15 protein-coding genes are annotated in these 14,134 nt (G+C 61.0%); 6 read left to right on the top strand and 9 right to left on the bottom strand.

What is annotated here, in order from left to right; all coding sequences use genetic code 11:
* Positions 1-114 precede the first annotated feature (114 nt).
* From AC3WMV_RS11275 to AC3WMV_RS11260, 4 genes are all read right to left on the bottom strand, one after another.
* Positions 115-1,173 (bottom strand): PA0069 family radical SAM protein, encoded by a 1,059-nt coding sequence (locus AC3WMV_RS11275; protein ID WP_103368001.1) that lies wholly within the window; start codon positions 1,171-1,173, stop codon positions 115-117.
* A 74-nt stretch (positions 1,174-1,247) separates the two neighbouring features.
* The gene (locus AC3WMV_RS11270) at positions 1,248-2,549 is read right to left on the bottom strand and encodes a cytochrome c (RefSeq protein ID WP_103368002.1); all 1,302 of its coding nucleotides are present in this window, start codon (positions 2,547-2,549) and stop codon (positions 1,248-1,250) included.
* A 12-nt stretch (positions 2,550-2,561) separates the two neighbouring features.
* Positions 2,562-4,346 carry a GMC family oxidoreductase gene (locus tag AC3WMV_RS11265; RefSeq protein ID WP_103368003.1) on the bottom strand — a complete coding sequence of 595 codons (1,785 nt, stop codon included), beginning with the start codon at positions 4,344-4,346 and terminating at the stop codon, positions 2,562-2,564.
* A 2-nt stretch (positions 4,347-4,348) separates the two neighbouring features.
* Entirely contained in the window at positions 4,349-5,095 is a 747-nt protein-coding gene (locus AC3WMV_RS11260) for a gluconate 2-dehydrogenase subunit 3 family protein (RefSeq protein WP_027610213.1), read from the bottom strand.
* Between the two features lie 310 nt (positions 5,096-5,405).
* On the opposite strand from AC3WMV_RS11260, the gene AC3WMV_RS11255 reads away from it, so the two are divergent.
* Positions 5,406-6,050, top strand: a complete 645-nt coding sequence (locus AC3WMV_RS11255; RefSeq protein WP_027610212.1) for a dual specificity protein phosphatase family protein — start codon at positions 5,406-5,408, stop codon at positions 6,048-6,050.
* A gap of 45 nt (positions 6,051-6,095) precedes the next feature.
* Here the strand turns inward: AC3WMV_RS11255 and AC3WMV_RS11250 are convergent, their stop codons facing one another.
* Positions 6,096-6,380 carry a YheV family putative zinc ribbon protein gene (locus tag AC3WMV_RS11250; protein ID WP_103368004.1) on the bottom strand — a complete coding sequence of 95 codons (285 nt, stop codon included), beginning with the start codon at positions 6,378-6,380 and terminating at the stop codon, positions 6,096-6,098.
* Positions 6,377-8,455 carry an oligopeptidase A gene (gene prlC, locus AC3WMV_RS11245; RefSeq protein WP_178085237.1) on the bottom strand — a complete coding sequence of 693 codons (2,079 nt, stop codon included), beginning with the start codon at positions 8,453-8,455 and terminating at the stop codon, positions 6,377-6,379. Before prlC ends, AC3WMV_RS11250 begins: the two co-directional genes overlap by 4 nt.
* A gap of 62 nt (positions 8,456-8,517) precedes the next feature.
* On the opposite strand from prlC, the gene AC3WMV_RS11240 reads away from it, so the two are divergent.
* Both AC3WMV_RS11240 and AC3WMV_RS11235 read left to right on the top strand, forming a co-directional pair.
* Positions 8,518-9,063: a gamma carbonic anhydrase family protein gene (locus AC3WMV_RS11240; protein ID WP_003220373.1), complete on the top strand. Its 546-nt coding sequence runs from the start codon at positions 8,518-8,520 to the stop codon at positions 9,061-9,063.
* A 28-nt stretch (positions 9,064-9,091) separates the two neighbouring features.
* A complete protein-coding gene (locus AC3WMV_RS11235; protein WP_041074751.1) occupies positions 9,092-9,742 on the top strand; it encodes an HAD family hydrolase in 651 nt (216 codons plus the stop codon).
* 109 nt (positions 9,743-9,851) lie between these two features.
* Here the strand turns inward: AC3WMV_RS11235 and AC3WMV_RS11230 are convergent, their stop codons facing one another.
* The gene (locus AC3WMV_RS11230; protein ID WP_103368005.1) at positions 9,852-10,928 is read right to left on the bottom strand and encodes an aminopeptidase; all 1,077 of its coding nucleotides are present in this window, start codon (positions 10,926-10,928) and stop codon (positions 9,852-9,854) included.
* Between the two features lie 58 nt (positions 10,929-10,986).
* Between AC3WMV_RS11230 and AC3WMV_RS11225 the strand changes: the two genes are divergently transcribed.
* Both AC3WMV_RS11225 and AC3WMV_RS11220 read left to right on the top strand, forming a co-directional pair.
* Positions 10,987-11,409: a PA0061/PA0062 family lipoprotein gene (locus AC3WMV_RS11225; protein ID WP_027610207.1), complete on the top strand. Its 423-nt coding sequence runs from the start codon at positions 10,987-10,989 to the stop codon at positions 11,407-11,409.
* A gap of 40 nt (positions 11,410-11,449) precedes the next feature.
* A complete protein-coding gene (locus AC3WMV_RS11220) occupies positions 11,450-11,869 on the top strand; it encodes a PA0061/PA0062 family lipoprotein (protein WP_027610206.1) in 420 nt (139 codons plus the stop codon).
* Between the two features lie 8 nt (positions 11,870-11,877).
* Here the strand turns inward: AC3WMV_RS11220 and AC3WMV_RS11215 are convergent, their stop codons facing one another.
* Complete coding sequence (locus tag AC3WMV_RS11215) at positions 11,878-12,117, bottom strand: DUF1161 domain-containing protein (protein ID WP_103368006.1); 240 nt, start codon at positions 12,115-12,117, stop codon at positions 11,878-11,880.
* Between the two features lie 214 nt (positions 12,118-12,331).
* The gene (locus AC3WMV_RS11210) at positions 12,332-12,763 is read right to left on the bottom strand and encodes an OsmC family protein (protein ID WP_103368007.1); all 432 of its coding nucleotides are present in this window, start codon (positions 12,761-12,763) and stop codon (positions 12,332-12,334) included.
* 241 nt (positions 12,764-13,004) lie between these two features.
* Here AC3WMV_RS11210 and AC3WMV_RS11205 point away from each other — a divergent pair, with 241 nt between their 5' ends.
* A complete protein-coding gene (locus tag AC3WMV_RS11205; protein WP_103368008.1) occupies positions 13,005-14,006 on the top strand; it encodes an LLM class flavin-dependent oxidoreductase in 1,002 nt (333 codons plus the stop codon).
* The last annotated feature ends 128 nt before the right edge of the window (positions 14,007-14,134 follow it).

The following is a 14,134-nucleotide window of genomic DNA, read 5'->3' as shown; positions in this document are numbered from 1 at the left end:
AAACTTAACTCAAACTGAATCGAGCGCTCTAGAACGTGTGTTCCAGGTCACAAAAAACGTGACTGAGGCATTTCGACGGAAGGATTCCAACCCGGCAACCATAGGCAATTGTCGCTAAATCAACGACATCTGGCGACCCGGCGGACAGAAGGCCGTGCAGTCCAGGTTATAGCCCTCACGGTGGTTTAAACCGAGACGTTTAATGGCTTTGGCGAAACGTTGCGCGAGCAGGTCGGCGAACGGCCCCTCGCCGCGCATCCGCGCACCGAACCGGCAGTCGTAGAGCTCACCACCTCGGCTCTGGCGGATCAGGCTCAGGACATGGGCCGCGCGCTGCGGATAGTGCGCCTGCAACCATTCCTCGAACAACGGCGCCACTTCCAGCGGCAGGCGCAGCATCATGTACGCGGCGCTTTGCGCACCAGCCGCATGGGCTTCGGTCAGCAGGCTTTCGATTTCGCTGTCGTTGATCATCGGGATCATCGGCGAACACAGCACCCCCACCGGAATGCCTGCTTCGCGCATCACCCGGATCGCCCGCAGCCGTGCTTTCGGTGCAGCGGCACGGGGTTCGAGGATGCGTTTGAGTTCATCGTCCAGCGTGGTCAGGCTGATCATCACCGCCACCAGCCGTTGCTGCGCCAGCTCGGTGAGCAGGTCGAGGTCGCGCAGAATCAGCGAACCCTTGGTAACGATGGTCACCGGGTGCCGGTAGCGCAGCAGTACTTCGAGGGTCTGCCGGGTAATCCTGTGCTCGCGCTCGATAGGCTGATACGGATCGGTGTTGGAGCCAAGATTGATCGGCGCGCATTGGTAGCCGCGTTTGCTCAACTGTTCCTCAAGCACCTGGGCGGCGTTGGTCTTGGCGATCAGCCGAGTTTCGAAATCCAGCCCCGGCGACATGTCCCAATAGGCGTGGCTGGGTCGCGCGTAGCAATAGATGCAACCGTGCTCGCAGCCGCGATAGGGGTTGATTGAGCGATCGAAGGGCAGGTCTGGCGAGGTGTTGCGGGTGATGATGGTTTTCGCGGTCTCGATCATCACCTCGGTGTTCTGCGTTTCGGGCACTTCCTGATACCAGCCGTCGTCCTCGGCCACCGAACGGTTCGGCGCAAAGCGGTTGTGCGGGTTGGTCGCGGTGCCGCGGCCGCGCGGTGGCAATGGAGTAGACATGAAAACGCCCCGATACTGTGTGCATATACAGTATCGGGGCGTTGCTCATCTGGCTAGTGCCGTCGGGCGACTGGTCAGTTGTGTTGCGTGACCTGACCGAGGTCATCGCCGGAGGTGTGCTTCATATCCTCCTTACGCAACTCGGCGACGTCAGCGGCTTTCACCGGCGCACCTTTGTTGCCCCAGCTGCCACGGATGAAACTCACCACATCCGCCACTTCCTGATCCGACAACCGCCAGGCGAAACCCGGCATGGTGAAGGTCGAGGGTGCCGTGTGCGTCGCCGGCAGGGTGCCGCCCTTGAGCACGATGTGGATCAGCGATGTCGGATCCTCCGATTGCAGCACCGGATTGCCCGCGAGCGCCGGGAACACCCGGGTGTAGCCGTGGCCGTCGGTACGGTGGCAGGCCGCGCAGTTGTCGATGTACACCGCTGCGCCACGCTGGCTGTCGTCGCCGTTCCACAGGGCTTTGGCCGCTTTCTCGTCGTACTGGTGCGGCTGATCGTTTGGATCAACTGCCGGCAGCGACTTGAGGTAGCGGGCGATCGCGGTCAGGTCGGCGTCGGTCATGTATTGCATGCTGTGGGTGACCACATCGCTCATGCCGCCGAACACCGCGCTACGGTCACTGCGTCCGGTCTTGAGGAACTGCACCAGCTGCGCTTCGCTCCAGCTGCCCAGGCCATCCTTGTGATCACCGCGCAGACTTTTCGCGATCCAGCCTTCCAGCGGTGCGCTGCCGGCGAGGAAGCTCTTGCCATCTGCCGCGCTCAGGGATTTCTCCTGCATGGTCAGCGCCCGTGGCGTATGGCAGGCGCCGCAATGGCCGAGGCCTTCGACCAGATAGGCGCCGCGATCGATCACCGGATCATCCGAGGTGGTCTTGTAGTCCTCGACTTTCGGCGCAAACAGCCAGCGCCAGCCCATCAGCGGCCAGCGCATGCTCAGCGGCCATGGAATGTCGCTGGCCTTGTTCTCCTGCGCCACCGGTTCGACACCGTGCATAAAGTAGGCGTACAGCGCCTGCATGTCGGTTTCGCTGACCCGGGCGTAGGACGGGTACGGCATCGCCGGGTACAACGTGCTGCCGTTTTTGGCGACACCGTGGCGCACGGCTTTGTCGAAATCCTCGAAGCTGTAATCACCGATGCCGTTTTTGTCCGGGGTGATGTTGGTCGAGTAGATCGTGCCGATCGGCGTTTCCATCGGCAGGCCGCCGGCGAACGGCTTGCCGCCCTTGGCGGTGTGGCAGGCCACGCAGTCACCGGCGCGGGCGAGGTATTCGCCTTGTTTGATCAACGCCTGATCAACGTCGGCGGCGTGTACAGCCGTGCTGCCGAGCAGGGCCAGGGTGGCGATAACGAGATTTTTCATGGTCATCGCTCCTTATGCCTGAACCAGCGGGCCGGGGTTTTTCAGATACTGCTCGCGGATCGCCTTGGCCGACCAGTAGGTCAACGCCGCCACCAGCCCGGTCGGGTTGTAACCCAAGCCTTGCGGGAACGCCGACGCACCTGGCACGAATACGTTGTGCACGTCCCAGCTCTGCAGGTAACGGTTCAGGGCACTCTTCTTCGGATCGGTGCCCATGATTGCGCCACCGTTGAGGTGGGTGGTCTGGTAGGCCGCAGTGTTGAAATGATCACCGACCTGCTTGCCGATCACCGCGATGGCTTTCGGGCCCATGGCTTGAGCGACCTTGCCCATTTTCTCGACCATGAAGCGGTTCATTTTGATGTCGTTTTCCTGCCAGTCGAAGGTCATGCGCAGCAGCGGCAAGCCGTAGGCATCGCGATACACCGGATCCAGATCGAGGTAGTTGCCACGGTAGGACTGATGCGCGCCGTGGGCATCCATCGACACCTGGTGGGTGTAGTAATCGGCGGTCGCGCGTTTCCACTGGCTGCCCCAGGCCGGGGTGCCGGGCGGGTTCGAGGTGCCGGCAATCGGGCGGCTGCCCGCCTGGTTGACCCACATAGGCGAGCCGCCGACGAAGCCATGCGGGCCGTGGTCAAAGTTGTCGGCGTTGAAATCGTCCAGCGCCACGCCGTTGCCGCCGGCACCGATGAAGTTGTTGGTGTGGGTGTCCTTGTCGAAGAAGGCCTTGATGGTCGCCATGTTCTGGTAGGCGAAGTTACGCCCGACCACGCCTTCGCCGCTGATCGGGTCGTACGGCTTGCCGATGCCCGAGAGCAGCATCAGGCGCACGTTGTGCAGCTGGAAGGCGCCGAGGATCACCAGATCCGCCGGTTGCTCGATCTCGCGGCCCTGGCCGTCGATGTACGTCACGCCGGTGGCCTTGGACTTGGTGCTGTCGAGGTTGACCCGCAGCACATGCGAGTTGGGCCGCAGCTCGAAATTCGGCAGTGGCTTGAGCGCCGGCAGAATGTTCACGTTCGGAGAGGCCTTGGAGTACATGTAGCAAACGTAACCGCTGCAGAACCCGCAGAAGTTGCACGGGCCCATCTGTGCGCCGTAGGGATTGGTGTACGGGCCTGAGGTATTTGCCGACGGCAGGTTGTAGGGTTTGTAACCAACTTCTGTCGCCGCTTTGCCGAACAACCGCGCGGAAACGGTGTTTTTCTGCGCTTGCAGCGGGAACGGATTGGAGCGATCCGGCGCGTAAGGGTTGCCGCCCTTGCCTTGACCGACCAGTTGGCCCTTCACGGTCCAGGCCTGGCCGGAGGTGCCGAAGACCTTTTCGGCGAAATCGAAGAACGGCTCCAGCTCTTCATAGCTGACGCCGAAGTCCTGGATGGTCATGTCCTTAGGGATAAAACTTTTGCCGTAACGCTCTTCGTAGTGGCTGCGCATGCGTAGCTCGATCGGATCGACGCGAAAGTGCACGCCCGACCAGTGCAGACCGGCGCCGCCGACGCCATTGCCCGGCAGGAACGCACCCAACTGGCGATTCGGCAGGGCGATGTCGTTGACGCTGTGGCGGATGGTGACGGTTTCTTTCGAGATGTCCTGAAAGAGTTTTTTGCGCACGCTGTAGGTGAGTTCGTCGATCACCTGTGGATAGTTGCCGTCGGGGTAGGTGTCCTGCATCGGCCCGCGCTCCAGCGCCAGCACGTTGAGCCCGGCCTCGGTCAGCTCCTTGGCCATGATCGCGCCAGTCCAGCCGAAACCGACGATCACTGCGTCGACCTTCTTCATTACGGTTGCCATGCTCAAGCCCTCTCGCCGCGAATCGAAACTGCCGGGAAGGGGTATTGCTCGTTGCGTTCCACCCAATCCATGAAATCGGCGCGGGCGCCGGGGAAGCCGATCATGGTCCAGCCGACCATGCCTTTATTGCCGCCGTGGATCGGGTCGCAGAAGAACCCTTCCTTGGTGTTTTGCAGCAGCAGGCTGAAGAAAATCTTCGCTGGAACCGCATCGAACTGCGGTTTGCCGGCTTCGAGCTGCTTGAGCAAATCTTCTCGGGTAGCGCTGTCTTGCTCAGCAAATGTTTTACCGTTGAGCGATTTTGCCCACTGATCCGTGGCAGCGATGCCCAGGCGATAGATCTCTTTTGGCACCAGTTTGCTCTGCCAGCCCATCTCCGGCGCAGCGTCCGCGTTGAACGGACCTTGCATGTACCACAGGGCACCGGCGGCGTACGGGGTGTTCATCTGGCGGTCGATGTATTCCGGCACGCCGGCTTCCAGAGCCCCCGGGCCTTGCTCGTCGTTGGGGATGAGGTGCGCCACGGCGGCGTTGATGAAGGCCCATTCTTCGGCGGTGAAATAGCTCGGCTGGTAAGCGCTGGCGTCAGCTTTGGCCGGTGTTGCTGCGGGCGTCGACGGGGCCGCTTCAGGCGCCGCTTGCAACACGCTGCTGCCCAGACCGCTACCGGCGAGGGTGACCACGGGAATCAGGGTCAGGGATTTGCGCAAGAACTCACGCCGCGGGTTGTCTCGATCTGCGTCAGACATGGGGGTGCACCTCATCAGGCATTGATGGTTGTCCGCCGTTTCTGCGAACGGCGTGAGCATTTTTTCGTCGCGGCGTGGCCCGGTGGTTGACCGGGAAAAGGGGGACGCCTGCAACATCGTGTGACAAATGGTAGCAGGCTATGCATCGGGTTGAACCGATTCAGCGGAAAAAGCTGCGGTTTTTTACCTGAGTGCTCAATGAAATCGCACGGATTCACGATTCTTTGACAAGTGCCTCACAGGGCTTTGACCGTCAGACGTGGAAGCTGCGAGGCCTTTCATTGATGAATTCCGATACGGTCAGCCCAGCATGTCTCGAGTGCGCCTTTTCCCTGCTTTGTGTTTGTCGCTTGTTGCCTTGTTGCACTTGATGCCGGCCCAGGCTGACGCCGCTGCAACATCGCGTCCCCCTGAATGGGCGCAACCGGTTGAAGTGCAGTACAACCTGTTCCAGATGTCGCCAACCCTCTACCGCAGCGCCTTGCCGGATGGCGGCGCAGTGCCGTTGCTGAAGAACCTGAAAGTGGCAACGGTGATCAACTTCCTGCCCGAAGCTGACAGCAGCTGGCTGTCCGAACCGGGCATCAATCAAGTGCAACTGCCTTATCGCACCAACCATGTCGATGACGCCGATGTGCTCAAGACCCTGCGCGCGATTCAGGCTGCCGAAGCCAATGGCCCGGTGCTGATGCATTGCAAACATGGTTCCGACCGCACCGGCCTGATGGCGGCGATGTACCGGATCGTGGTGCAGGGCTGGAGCAAGGAAGACGCGCTGAATGAAATGACGCAGGGCGGTTTTGGTGAAAGCGGCCATTTCAAGGATGGCGTGCGCTACGTGATGCAGGCCGATGTCGACAAGCTGCGCACCGCGCTGGCCAACGGCGACTGCAGCACCAGTGCCTTTGCCACTTGCTCGATGAAGAGCTGGTTCCAGTCGGTCAACCTCAAGTAAGCCGCATCCTCCACGGCATTGCACCGTGGAGGGTCATGCGCCGGCTCAGTCTTCGGACTTTTTCTTCAGCTTCGGATTCGGGAAGAATTGCACGGCCTGGACGCTCTTGTCCGGCGCCGGCTTGAGCGCGGTGGTATTGACCCGCGTGCCCAGTTCCTTCGGAACCGACAGCCCTTGCTCGTTCAATGTATCCGAGTAACCGCAGGCCACACACTCACGGTGCGGCACGCTGTCCTCGTTCCACATCATCAGTTTGTCCGGCTCGCTGCACGCCGGGCAGACAGCCCCGGCGATAAAGCGCTTTTTGGTAATCACAGGTGCCTCACTCATGCTGCTGCGTCCTCACTCAGGCCGCTATGGCGCAAGAGTGCGTCAATCGATGGCTCACGGCCACGGAAGTCGACGAACAGCACCATCGGTGCCTGTGAGCCACCGCGCGCCAGAATCGCTTCGCGGAAGGCGCGACCGGTTTCGGCGTTGAGCACGCCGTCTTCTTCGAACCTGGAGAAGGCATCGGCTGACAGCACTTCCGCCCACTTGTAGCTGTAGTAACCCGCGGCGTAACCGCCGGCGAATATGTGCGCGAAGCTGTTGGGGAAGCGGTTGTACGCCGGTGGACGCATCACCGACACCTCGTCGCGCACGCCTTCCAGCACTTGCGCCACGCTGCGGCCATCACCGTGGGTGGCGTGCAGCTCGAAGTCGAATAGCGAGAATTCCAGTTGCCGCACCATCATCAGCCCGGACTGGAAGTTCTTCGCCGCGAGCATTTTCTCCAGCAGGTCCTGTGGCAGCGGCTCGCCGGTTTCGTAGTGACCGGAGATCAGCGCCAGGCCTTCCGGCTCCCAGCACCAGTTTTCCATGAACTGGCTTGGCAGCTCGACCGCATCCCACGCCACGCCGTTGATCCCGGAAACACCGGCGTGATCAACGCGGGTCAGCAGGTGATGCAGGCCGTGACCGAATTCGTGGAACAGGGTGGTCACTTCATCGTGGGTCAGCAGCGCAGGCTTGCCGCTGTCGGCCGGGGTGAAGTTGCACACCAGGTTGGCGACCGGGCTTTGCAACACGCCATCGATTGTGCGACGACGGTCGCGGGCGCCGTCCATCCACGCACCGCCACGCTTGTTGGCGCGGGCGTAGAGGTCGAAGAAGAAGCGCCCGACGTGCTGGCCGTTTTCCTTGATTTCGAACAGGCGCACGTCCGGGTGCCAGGTGTCGAAGCCTTTCAGCTCGGCGATTTCGATGCCGTACAGACGCTGGACGATAGCGAACAGACCGCTGAGAACTTTATCGATCGGGAAGTACGCACGCAGGGTTTCCTGAGCGACGCTGTAGCGCTGCTCGCGGAGTTTTTCCCCGTAGAAACCGCTGTCCCAGCTTTGCAGATCGGCGCAGCCCTGTTCGGCGGCGTAGGCGCGCAGCTGCTGTAAATCCTGCGCAGCGAACGGCTTGCTGCGTTTGGCCAGGTCGCGCAGGAAGCTCAGCACCTGATCGCTGGACTCGGCCATTTTCGTGGCCAGGCTCAGCTCGGAGAAACTGGCGAAGCCCAAGAGTTTTGCCAGTTCCTGACGCAGGTCGAGGATCTCTTCCATGACCGGGCCGTTGTCGTTCTGCCCGGCGTTCGGGCCTTGGTCCGACGCACGGGTGCAGTAGGCGGCGTAGACCTCTTCGCGCAGCTTGCGGTCCTGGGCGTAGGTCATCACCGCGTAGTAGCTCGGGAACTCCAGGGTGATCAGCCAGCCATCGAGGCCTTTGGCCTGGGCGGCGGCGGCCATTTGCGCCTTGGCCGAATCAGTCAGGCCGGCGAGGGCAGCCTCCTCAGTGACGTGCTTGGTCCAGGCTTGTGTGGCGTCGAGCAGTTGGTTGGAGAAGCGGCTGCCCAGCTCGGACAGTTTGCTCTGCACTTCGGCGTAGCGCTTCTGTTCGGCTTCCGGCAGGTCGATACCCGACAGACGGAAATCGCGCAGGGCGTGTTCCAGAATGGTTTTTTGCGCAACGTCGAAACCGGCGGCTTCCGGGCTGTTGGCCAGCGCTTCATAGGCCTGGAACAGCTCGCGGTTCTGGCCCATCTCGGTGGAGTAGGCGCTCAGGGCCGGCAGGCACGACTCGTAGGCTTCGCGCAGTTCGGCGCTGTTGCACACGGCATTGAGGTGGCTGACCGGGCTCCAGGCAGCGCCGAGGCGATCGTTGAGTTCGTCCATCGCCAGTACCAGGCCGGCCCAGGTCGGGTTCTGGCCTTGGGTCTTGAGAATTTCGGCGATGGCGGCGCGGTTGTCGGCCAGGATCGTTTCGATGGCTGGCAGCACGTGTTCGGCACGGATCGTGGAGAACGGCGGCAGGTCGTAGGACTGCAGAAGAGGGTTGTTCACGCTCACGGTTGGCACCTTGGCTGGAAGAAACATGCGCCCATCTTAATTACAATCGACACTCACCGCAGCTATCGGCGACAGAGAGAGAACTTATCGTGCCCGTTCGCAAGTACCAGAATCACACCCCGCAACTCGGCAAGGGCGCGTTTGTCGACGCCTCCGCGGTGGTGATCGGCGACGTCGAAATCGGCGAAGACAGCTCCGTGTGGCCGCTGACCGTGATCCGTGGCGACATGCACCGCATCCGTATCGGCGCGCGCACCAGCGTGCAGGACGGCTGCGTGCTGCACATCACCCACGCCGGCCCGTTCAACCCGGATGGTTTCCCGCTGCTGATCGGCGATGACGTGACCATCGCCCACAAGGTCATGCTGCATGGCTGCAGCGTTGGCAGCCGTGTGCTGATCGGTATGGGCAGCATCGTCATGGACGGCGCGGTGGTCGAGGACGATGTGATCATCGGCGCCGGCAGCCTGGTGCCGCCGGGCAAGCGCCTGGAAAGCGGTTTCCTCTACGTGGGCAGCCCGGTAAAGCAGATCCGCCCGCTGACCGACAAGGAACAAGCCTTCTTCACCTACAGCGCGGCGAACTACGTGAAGCTCAAGGACCTGCATCTGGCCGAAGGCTACGACCAGCTCTGAATCGACCTACACCTGCTCAGGATTTCTCATGCACTACCAGACCGTACTGTTCGACCTCGATGGCACCCTGACCGACCCGCGTGAGGGCATCACCCGTTCCATCCAGTTCGCTTTGAGCAAACTCGGCATCGACGAGCCGGACCTGAGCAAACTCGAACACTTCATCGGCCCGCCGCTGTTGCAGGCGTTCATGCAGTTTTATGGCTTCGACGAGGCCAAGGCCTGGGAGGCGGTGAATTTCTATCGTGAGCGCTTCAAGGTCACCGGCCTGTACGAGAACCGTGTGTTCGACGGCGTCACGCCGTTGCTGGAAACCCTGAGCGGCCAGGGGCGGCAGCTGTACATCGCGACCTCCAAACCTTGGGAATTCGCCCGGGAAATCGCCCGGCACTTCGACTTCGCCAAACACTTCAAGGTGATCTACGGCAGTGAGCTGGATGGCACGCGGACCAACAAGGTCGAGCTGATTGCGCACCTGATCGCCGAAGAAGGGCTGGATCCGGCCAATACGCTGATGATCGGCGACCGCAAGCATGATCTGATCGGCGCGCGCAGCAACGGCGTGGACGCGGCGGCGGTGGGTTATGGGTTTGGCAGTTTTGAAGAGTTGAGTGCCGAAGCGCCGGCTTATCACTTTGAGACTTTGGCTGAGTTGCATCAGGCGTTTTTGCGGCGCTGATGAAATTGCTTTCGCGAGCAGGCTCGCTCCCACGGGGGATTTTTGTTGCACCCCGCTTCAATGTGGGAGCGAGCCTGCTCGCGAAGAGGCCAGTTCAGCCAATGCGAAATCAGGATTCTGCCAGCGCTCTTAGTGCCGCCTTACGCTCCGCGACAGGTAGCCCGCCCAGCTTCTCAACCTCAACATAAAACCGCACCCAATCCCCCCCAACCTGCCTGAACAGTGCCGCAAACGCCGGCACCCACTGGTCATACAGGCCAAACGGCAACAACCGCGCATTGTTCAGCGGCATATTCACCCACGCGTCATAGCGCTTGTCCCCGGCCCACTGGCTGTCGCGCGTCACCCGGTAATCGCGCCGAAATCGCTCGAATTGCGCTGCTTTACGCTCGCGCATCTGCTCGGCCGGCAGCGGCTGAGCGTAGAGTTTTTCCAGGCGCGAGCGCGTTTCCAGCACCAGTTCGATGAACTGATCGCGCTGCCTGAGCCTGGCATCGGTGTCCGGCGGCAGGCCACGAAACGCCCGCCACTGGCGGGTGCCTTCCTGCTCGACAAACGTGGCAAACGACTCATTGAACTCGGTGTCGTCTTTCACATAGAAGCGCTGATGCGCCAGTTCATGAAAGATCAGCGTGGCCAGACGCTCATCGCCCCAGCCCATCATCGAATTGAGGATCGGGTCATTGAACCAGCCGAGGGTTGAATAGGCCTCGACGCCGCCAATCGCCACGTCCATGCCTTGCAGGCGCTGAATTGCCGCTTCGCCCCGGGCAGCGCTCTGGCTGTAGTAGCCGCGATAGGCCACGCAACCGGCGATCGGGAAGCAATGGTTCTGCGGGGTCAGGGAAAACTCCGGGGTGGCGAACACGTTCCACACCACATACGGCCGGCCGATGTCGGCGTACAGCCGATAGCTCTGGTTGTCCGGCAGGTGCAGCTGTTCGCTGGCGAAGTCCCGGGCCTTTTGCGACTGGGTCAGGTGCGTGCGCAGGGTTGCATCGCGGCTTGGGTCGGCAATCACCTTGGCCACCGGCTCACGCGCGCGCAACAACTGCAACTGACCGCTGGCCAACTGGCTGTAATAGCTGACGCTGGAACAACCGTTGAGCAACAAAAACATCACCCCCGGAAACAAAATCCGAAAAACGCGATCAAGTAACCCATGGCTTGGAAGCGGCCTGCTCAAAATAAAAATCCTTTGGAAAGTCTGCCCGCAAGACTATCCCGCCATTTGGAGCTTCGCTATGCGCATGTTGTTGCTGACAGGAGGCCTGCTGACGCTGGCCGGTTGTGCCGGATTCGGAATGCCCGATCCTGACCCCTCGCAAGCCTGGATTGATCTCGATGCCCGGCAACAGGACACGGCGTTGCAAGCGCTGAAAGTCGATGACAAGGCAACTGTCGACAAACGTTATTTCGAAGTGCAGCCCGGCAGCCATGAGTTGAAGGTGCGTTATCAGTTTCCGGTCGAAGCCACCAACATCGGCCCCGACGCCGAACCGCTGTGGCGCGATTGTCAGTTGAAGGTGAAATTCAAGGACTTCAACGCCGGTCAGCGCTATCAGTTGCAAGCCGGCAGCATCGGTTTTCGGCCGTGGGCCAGGCTTTATGATGAACAGCGCAAAGTCGTAGGGCAGGGCACACCCGCAGGCTGCCAGAAAACCTGATCGGGATTATGCTGGATGTCCAAATCACGGGACATTGATCATGCACAGGTTGACGTTGTTGCTCGCTGCAAGTCTGCTTGCTGGCTGCCAGAGCCCGATGCCGGCAGCCGATCCCGGCAAGGCCTGGGTCGACTTTTCGATGCCGACACCCGGCGGTAAGGTGCTGATGGCTGAACGGCTGGACAACGTGCGCCTGCGGGACGGGCGCTTTTTCCAGGTCGCGCCGGGCAGTCATGAGCTGACGGTGCGCTTCGATTTCGAGATCTTCGGTGGCAGCCAGGGCTTGGACACCGACCCGCAGGAACGCCTGTGTTACATGACCGTGCGCTACGATCATTTCGAAGCCGGGCAACGTTACCGACTTGAAGCCCGGTCGCTGGCGTTCACGCCGAGTGCTCGGTTGATCAATCGCCAAGGGCAGATAGTTGCCGAAGAGCGCCAGATCAACTGCGTGCCTTGAGCGGACTGTCAGATGTCGTTCTTCTGGTAGACGATCGCTTTGGTGCCGTTTTCGCAGGTGCCGACAACCATCGCCACGTCGTGCTTGTCGGCCTCTTCCTTGCTGACAGTTTCCAGTGTGTAAGACGGCACTGCATTCGCCTGGATCTTTACTTCGATCTCTTTCTTCAATTCTTCGCAGTCTTTCGGTGCGGCGAGAACCGTTGTGGCCAGTGCACTGCAAAGAATCGCCAAGCCAATACGTTTCATAGATGAAGCTCCCTGATGCAGCGCGCACGGGCGTGCGCTGAAGCTGCTGTCACTTATTCGACCATATTTTTGCAGGGCGGGTTCTGACTTCGCTCACATCTTCAATAACTGCGCTGATTTGTGGATTACATTCGCGAGCAGGCTCACTCCCACATTTGAAGTGCATTCCAATGTGGGAGCGAGCCTGCTCGCGAGTGGGTCAGTCAGCGCCGATTCAGCTAACCAGCGAAGCCTCAAGGGTAATCTTCGCATTCAGTACCTTGGACACCGGGCACCCTTCCTTGGCCTTGTTGCTCAGCTCTTCAAAGTGCGCCTGAGTAGCGCCCGGGATTTTCGCCTTGAGGATCAACTTGATCGCGGTGATGGCAAAGCCACCCTCGACCTGATCCAAGGTGACTTCAGCCTGGGTGTCGATGCTCTCGGCCTTCAGGCCCGCATCACCGAGAATCATCGAGAACGCCATGGAAAAACAGCCGGCATGCGCCGCGCCGATCAGTTCTTCCGGGTTGGTGCCCTTGCCGCCCTCGAAGCGTGCCTTGAAGCCGTAGGGGGCTTCTCTGAGGACGCCAGTCTCGGTAGAGATCGAGCCGATGCCGGTTTTCAGATCGCCTGCCCAATGTGCGGATGCTTTCTTCACGATAGCCATGTCTGCCTCCTCAAGATCTGGCGCGGAACGCCGCGCCGTCGTGGTTTTTACTTGCAAGGCTTCTGAGGATAGACGTCGGGACAAAGTTCAGCCCGGCTGAATCGTTGACTTTTTTAGTAGGAAATTTCATCGCGGCTATTGAAACTCGGGTATATGCCCTCATTGCATAAAACACGCTTATGGATTGGGCAGGTTTTCGTTCGCAAGAAAAACCTGCCTCCTCATTCGGAGACGCAGGTTTATGAAGCAACTGTCCGACGTAAAGTTTTCCACCCTTGATCTGGTGCCCGTGCGCGAGAACGGCAGCCCGACGCAATCGCTGCGCAACTCGCTTGATCTGGCACAGCATGTCGAGAAACTCGGCTATACCCGCTTCTGGGTGGCCGAACACCACAACATGGACGGCATCGCCAGTTCTGCCACCTCGGTGTTGCTGGGATACCTGGCCGGCGGTACCTCGACGATTCGCGTCGGCTCCGGCGGGGTGATGCTGCCCAACCACGCGCCGCTGGTGATTGCCGAACAGTTCGGCACTCTCGAAAGCCTGTACCCGGGACGCATCGATCTGGGTCTGGGCCGCGCGCCCGGCTCCGACCAGATGACCGCCCGCGCCCTGCGTCGTGAGCGCTCCGGCAGTGCCGATGATTTCCCGGAAGACGTCGCCGAGCTGGCGCGCTTCCTCGGCCCGCGCACCCCGGATCAACGGGTGATCGCCATGCCCGGCACCGGCACCAACGTGCCGATCTGGTTGCTCGGTTCCAGCCTGTTCAGCGCGCAGCTGGCCGGTGAGCGTGGTTTGCCCTACGCCTTCGCCTCGCACTTCGCCCCGCGCTTCATGCACGAGGCGATTCGCGTCTACCGCAACCACTTTAAGCCGTCGGCAGTGCTCGATAAACCGTACGTGATGCTCGGGGTGCCGTTGGTGGCGGCCGATACCGATGAGCAGGCCGACTACCTGGCGACCTCGGTGTACCAGCGAATTCTCGCGCTGATGCGTGGGCAGAGTCTGGTGCAGCGTCCGCCGGTGAAAACCATGGACGGCCTGTGGCTGCCCCATGAGCGCGAGGCGGTGGGAGATTTCCTCGGTCTGGCGATGGTCGGCAGCCCGCAGAAGATCCGTGCGAAGCTGGAGGTGCTGGTCGAGCAGACCCAGGCCGATGAGCTGATTTTCACCTGCGATCTGTATGAGCATGCCGATCGCCTGCATTCCTATGAGTTGCTGGCCCAAGTCATGAAGGGCTGACTCTGGAATACGGCTTCTGTGGGAGCGGGCTTGCTCGCGAAGACGGAGTGTCAGACACCCTGGAGGTCGGCTGACATAACGCTTTCGCGAGCAAGCCCGCTCCCACATTGGGAACCAGTGGCCCACAA

This window comes from Pseudomonas sp. FW305-3-2-15-E-TSA4 (assembly GCF_058787295.1).
This window is presented reverse-complemented; position numbering and strand designations above follow the sequence as displayed.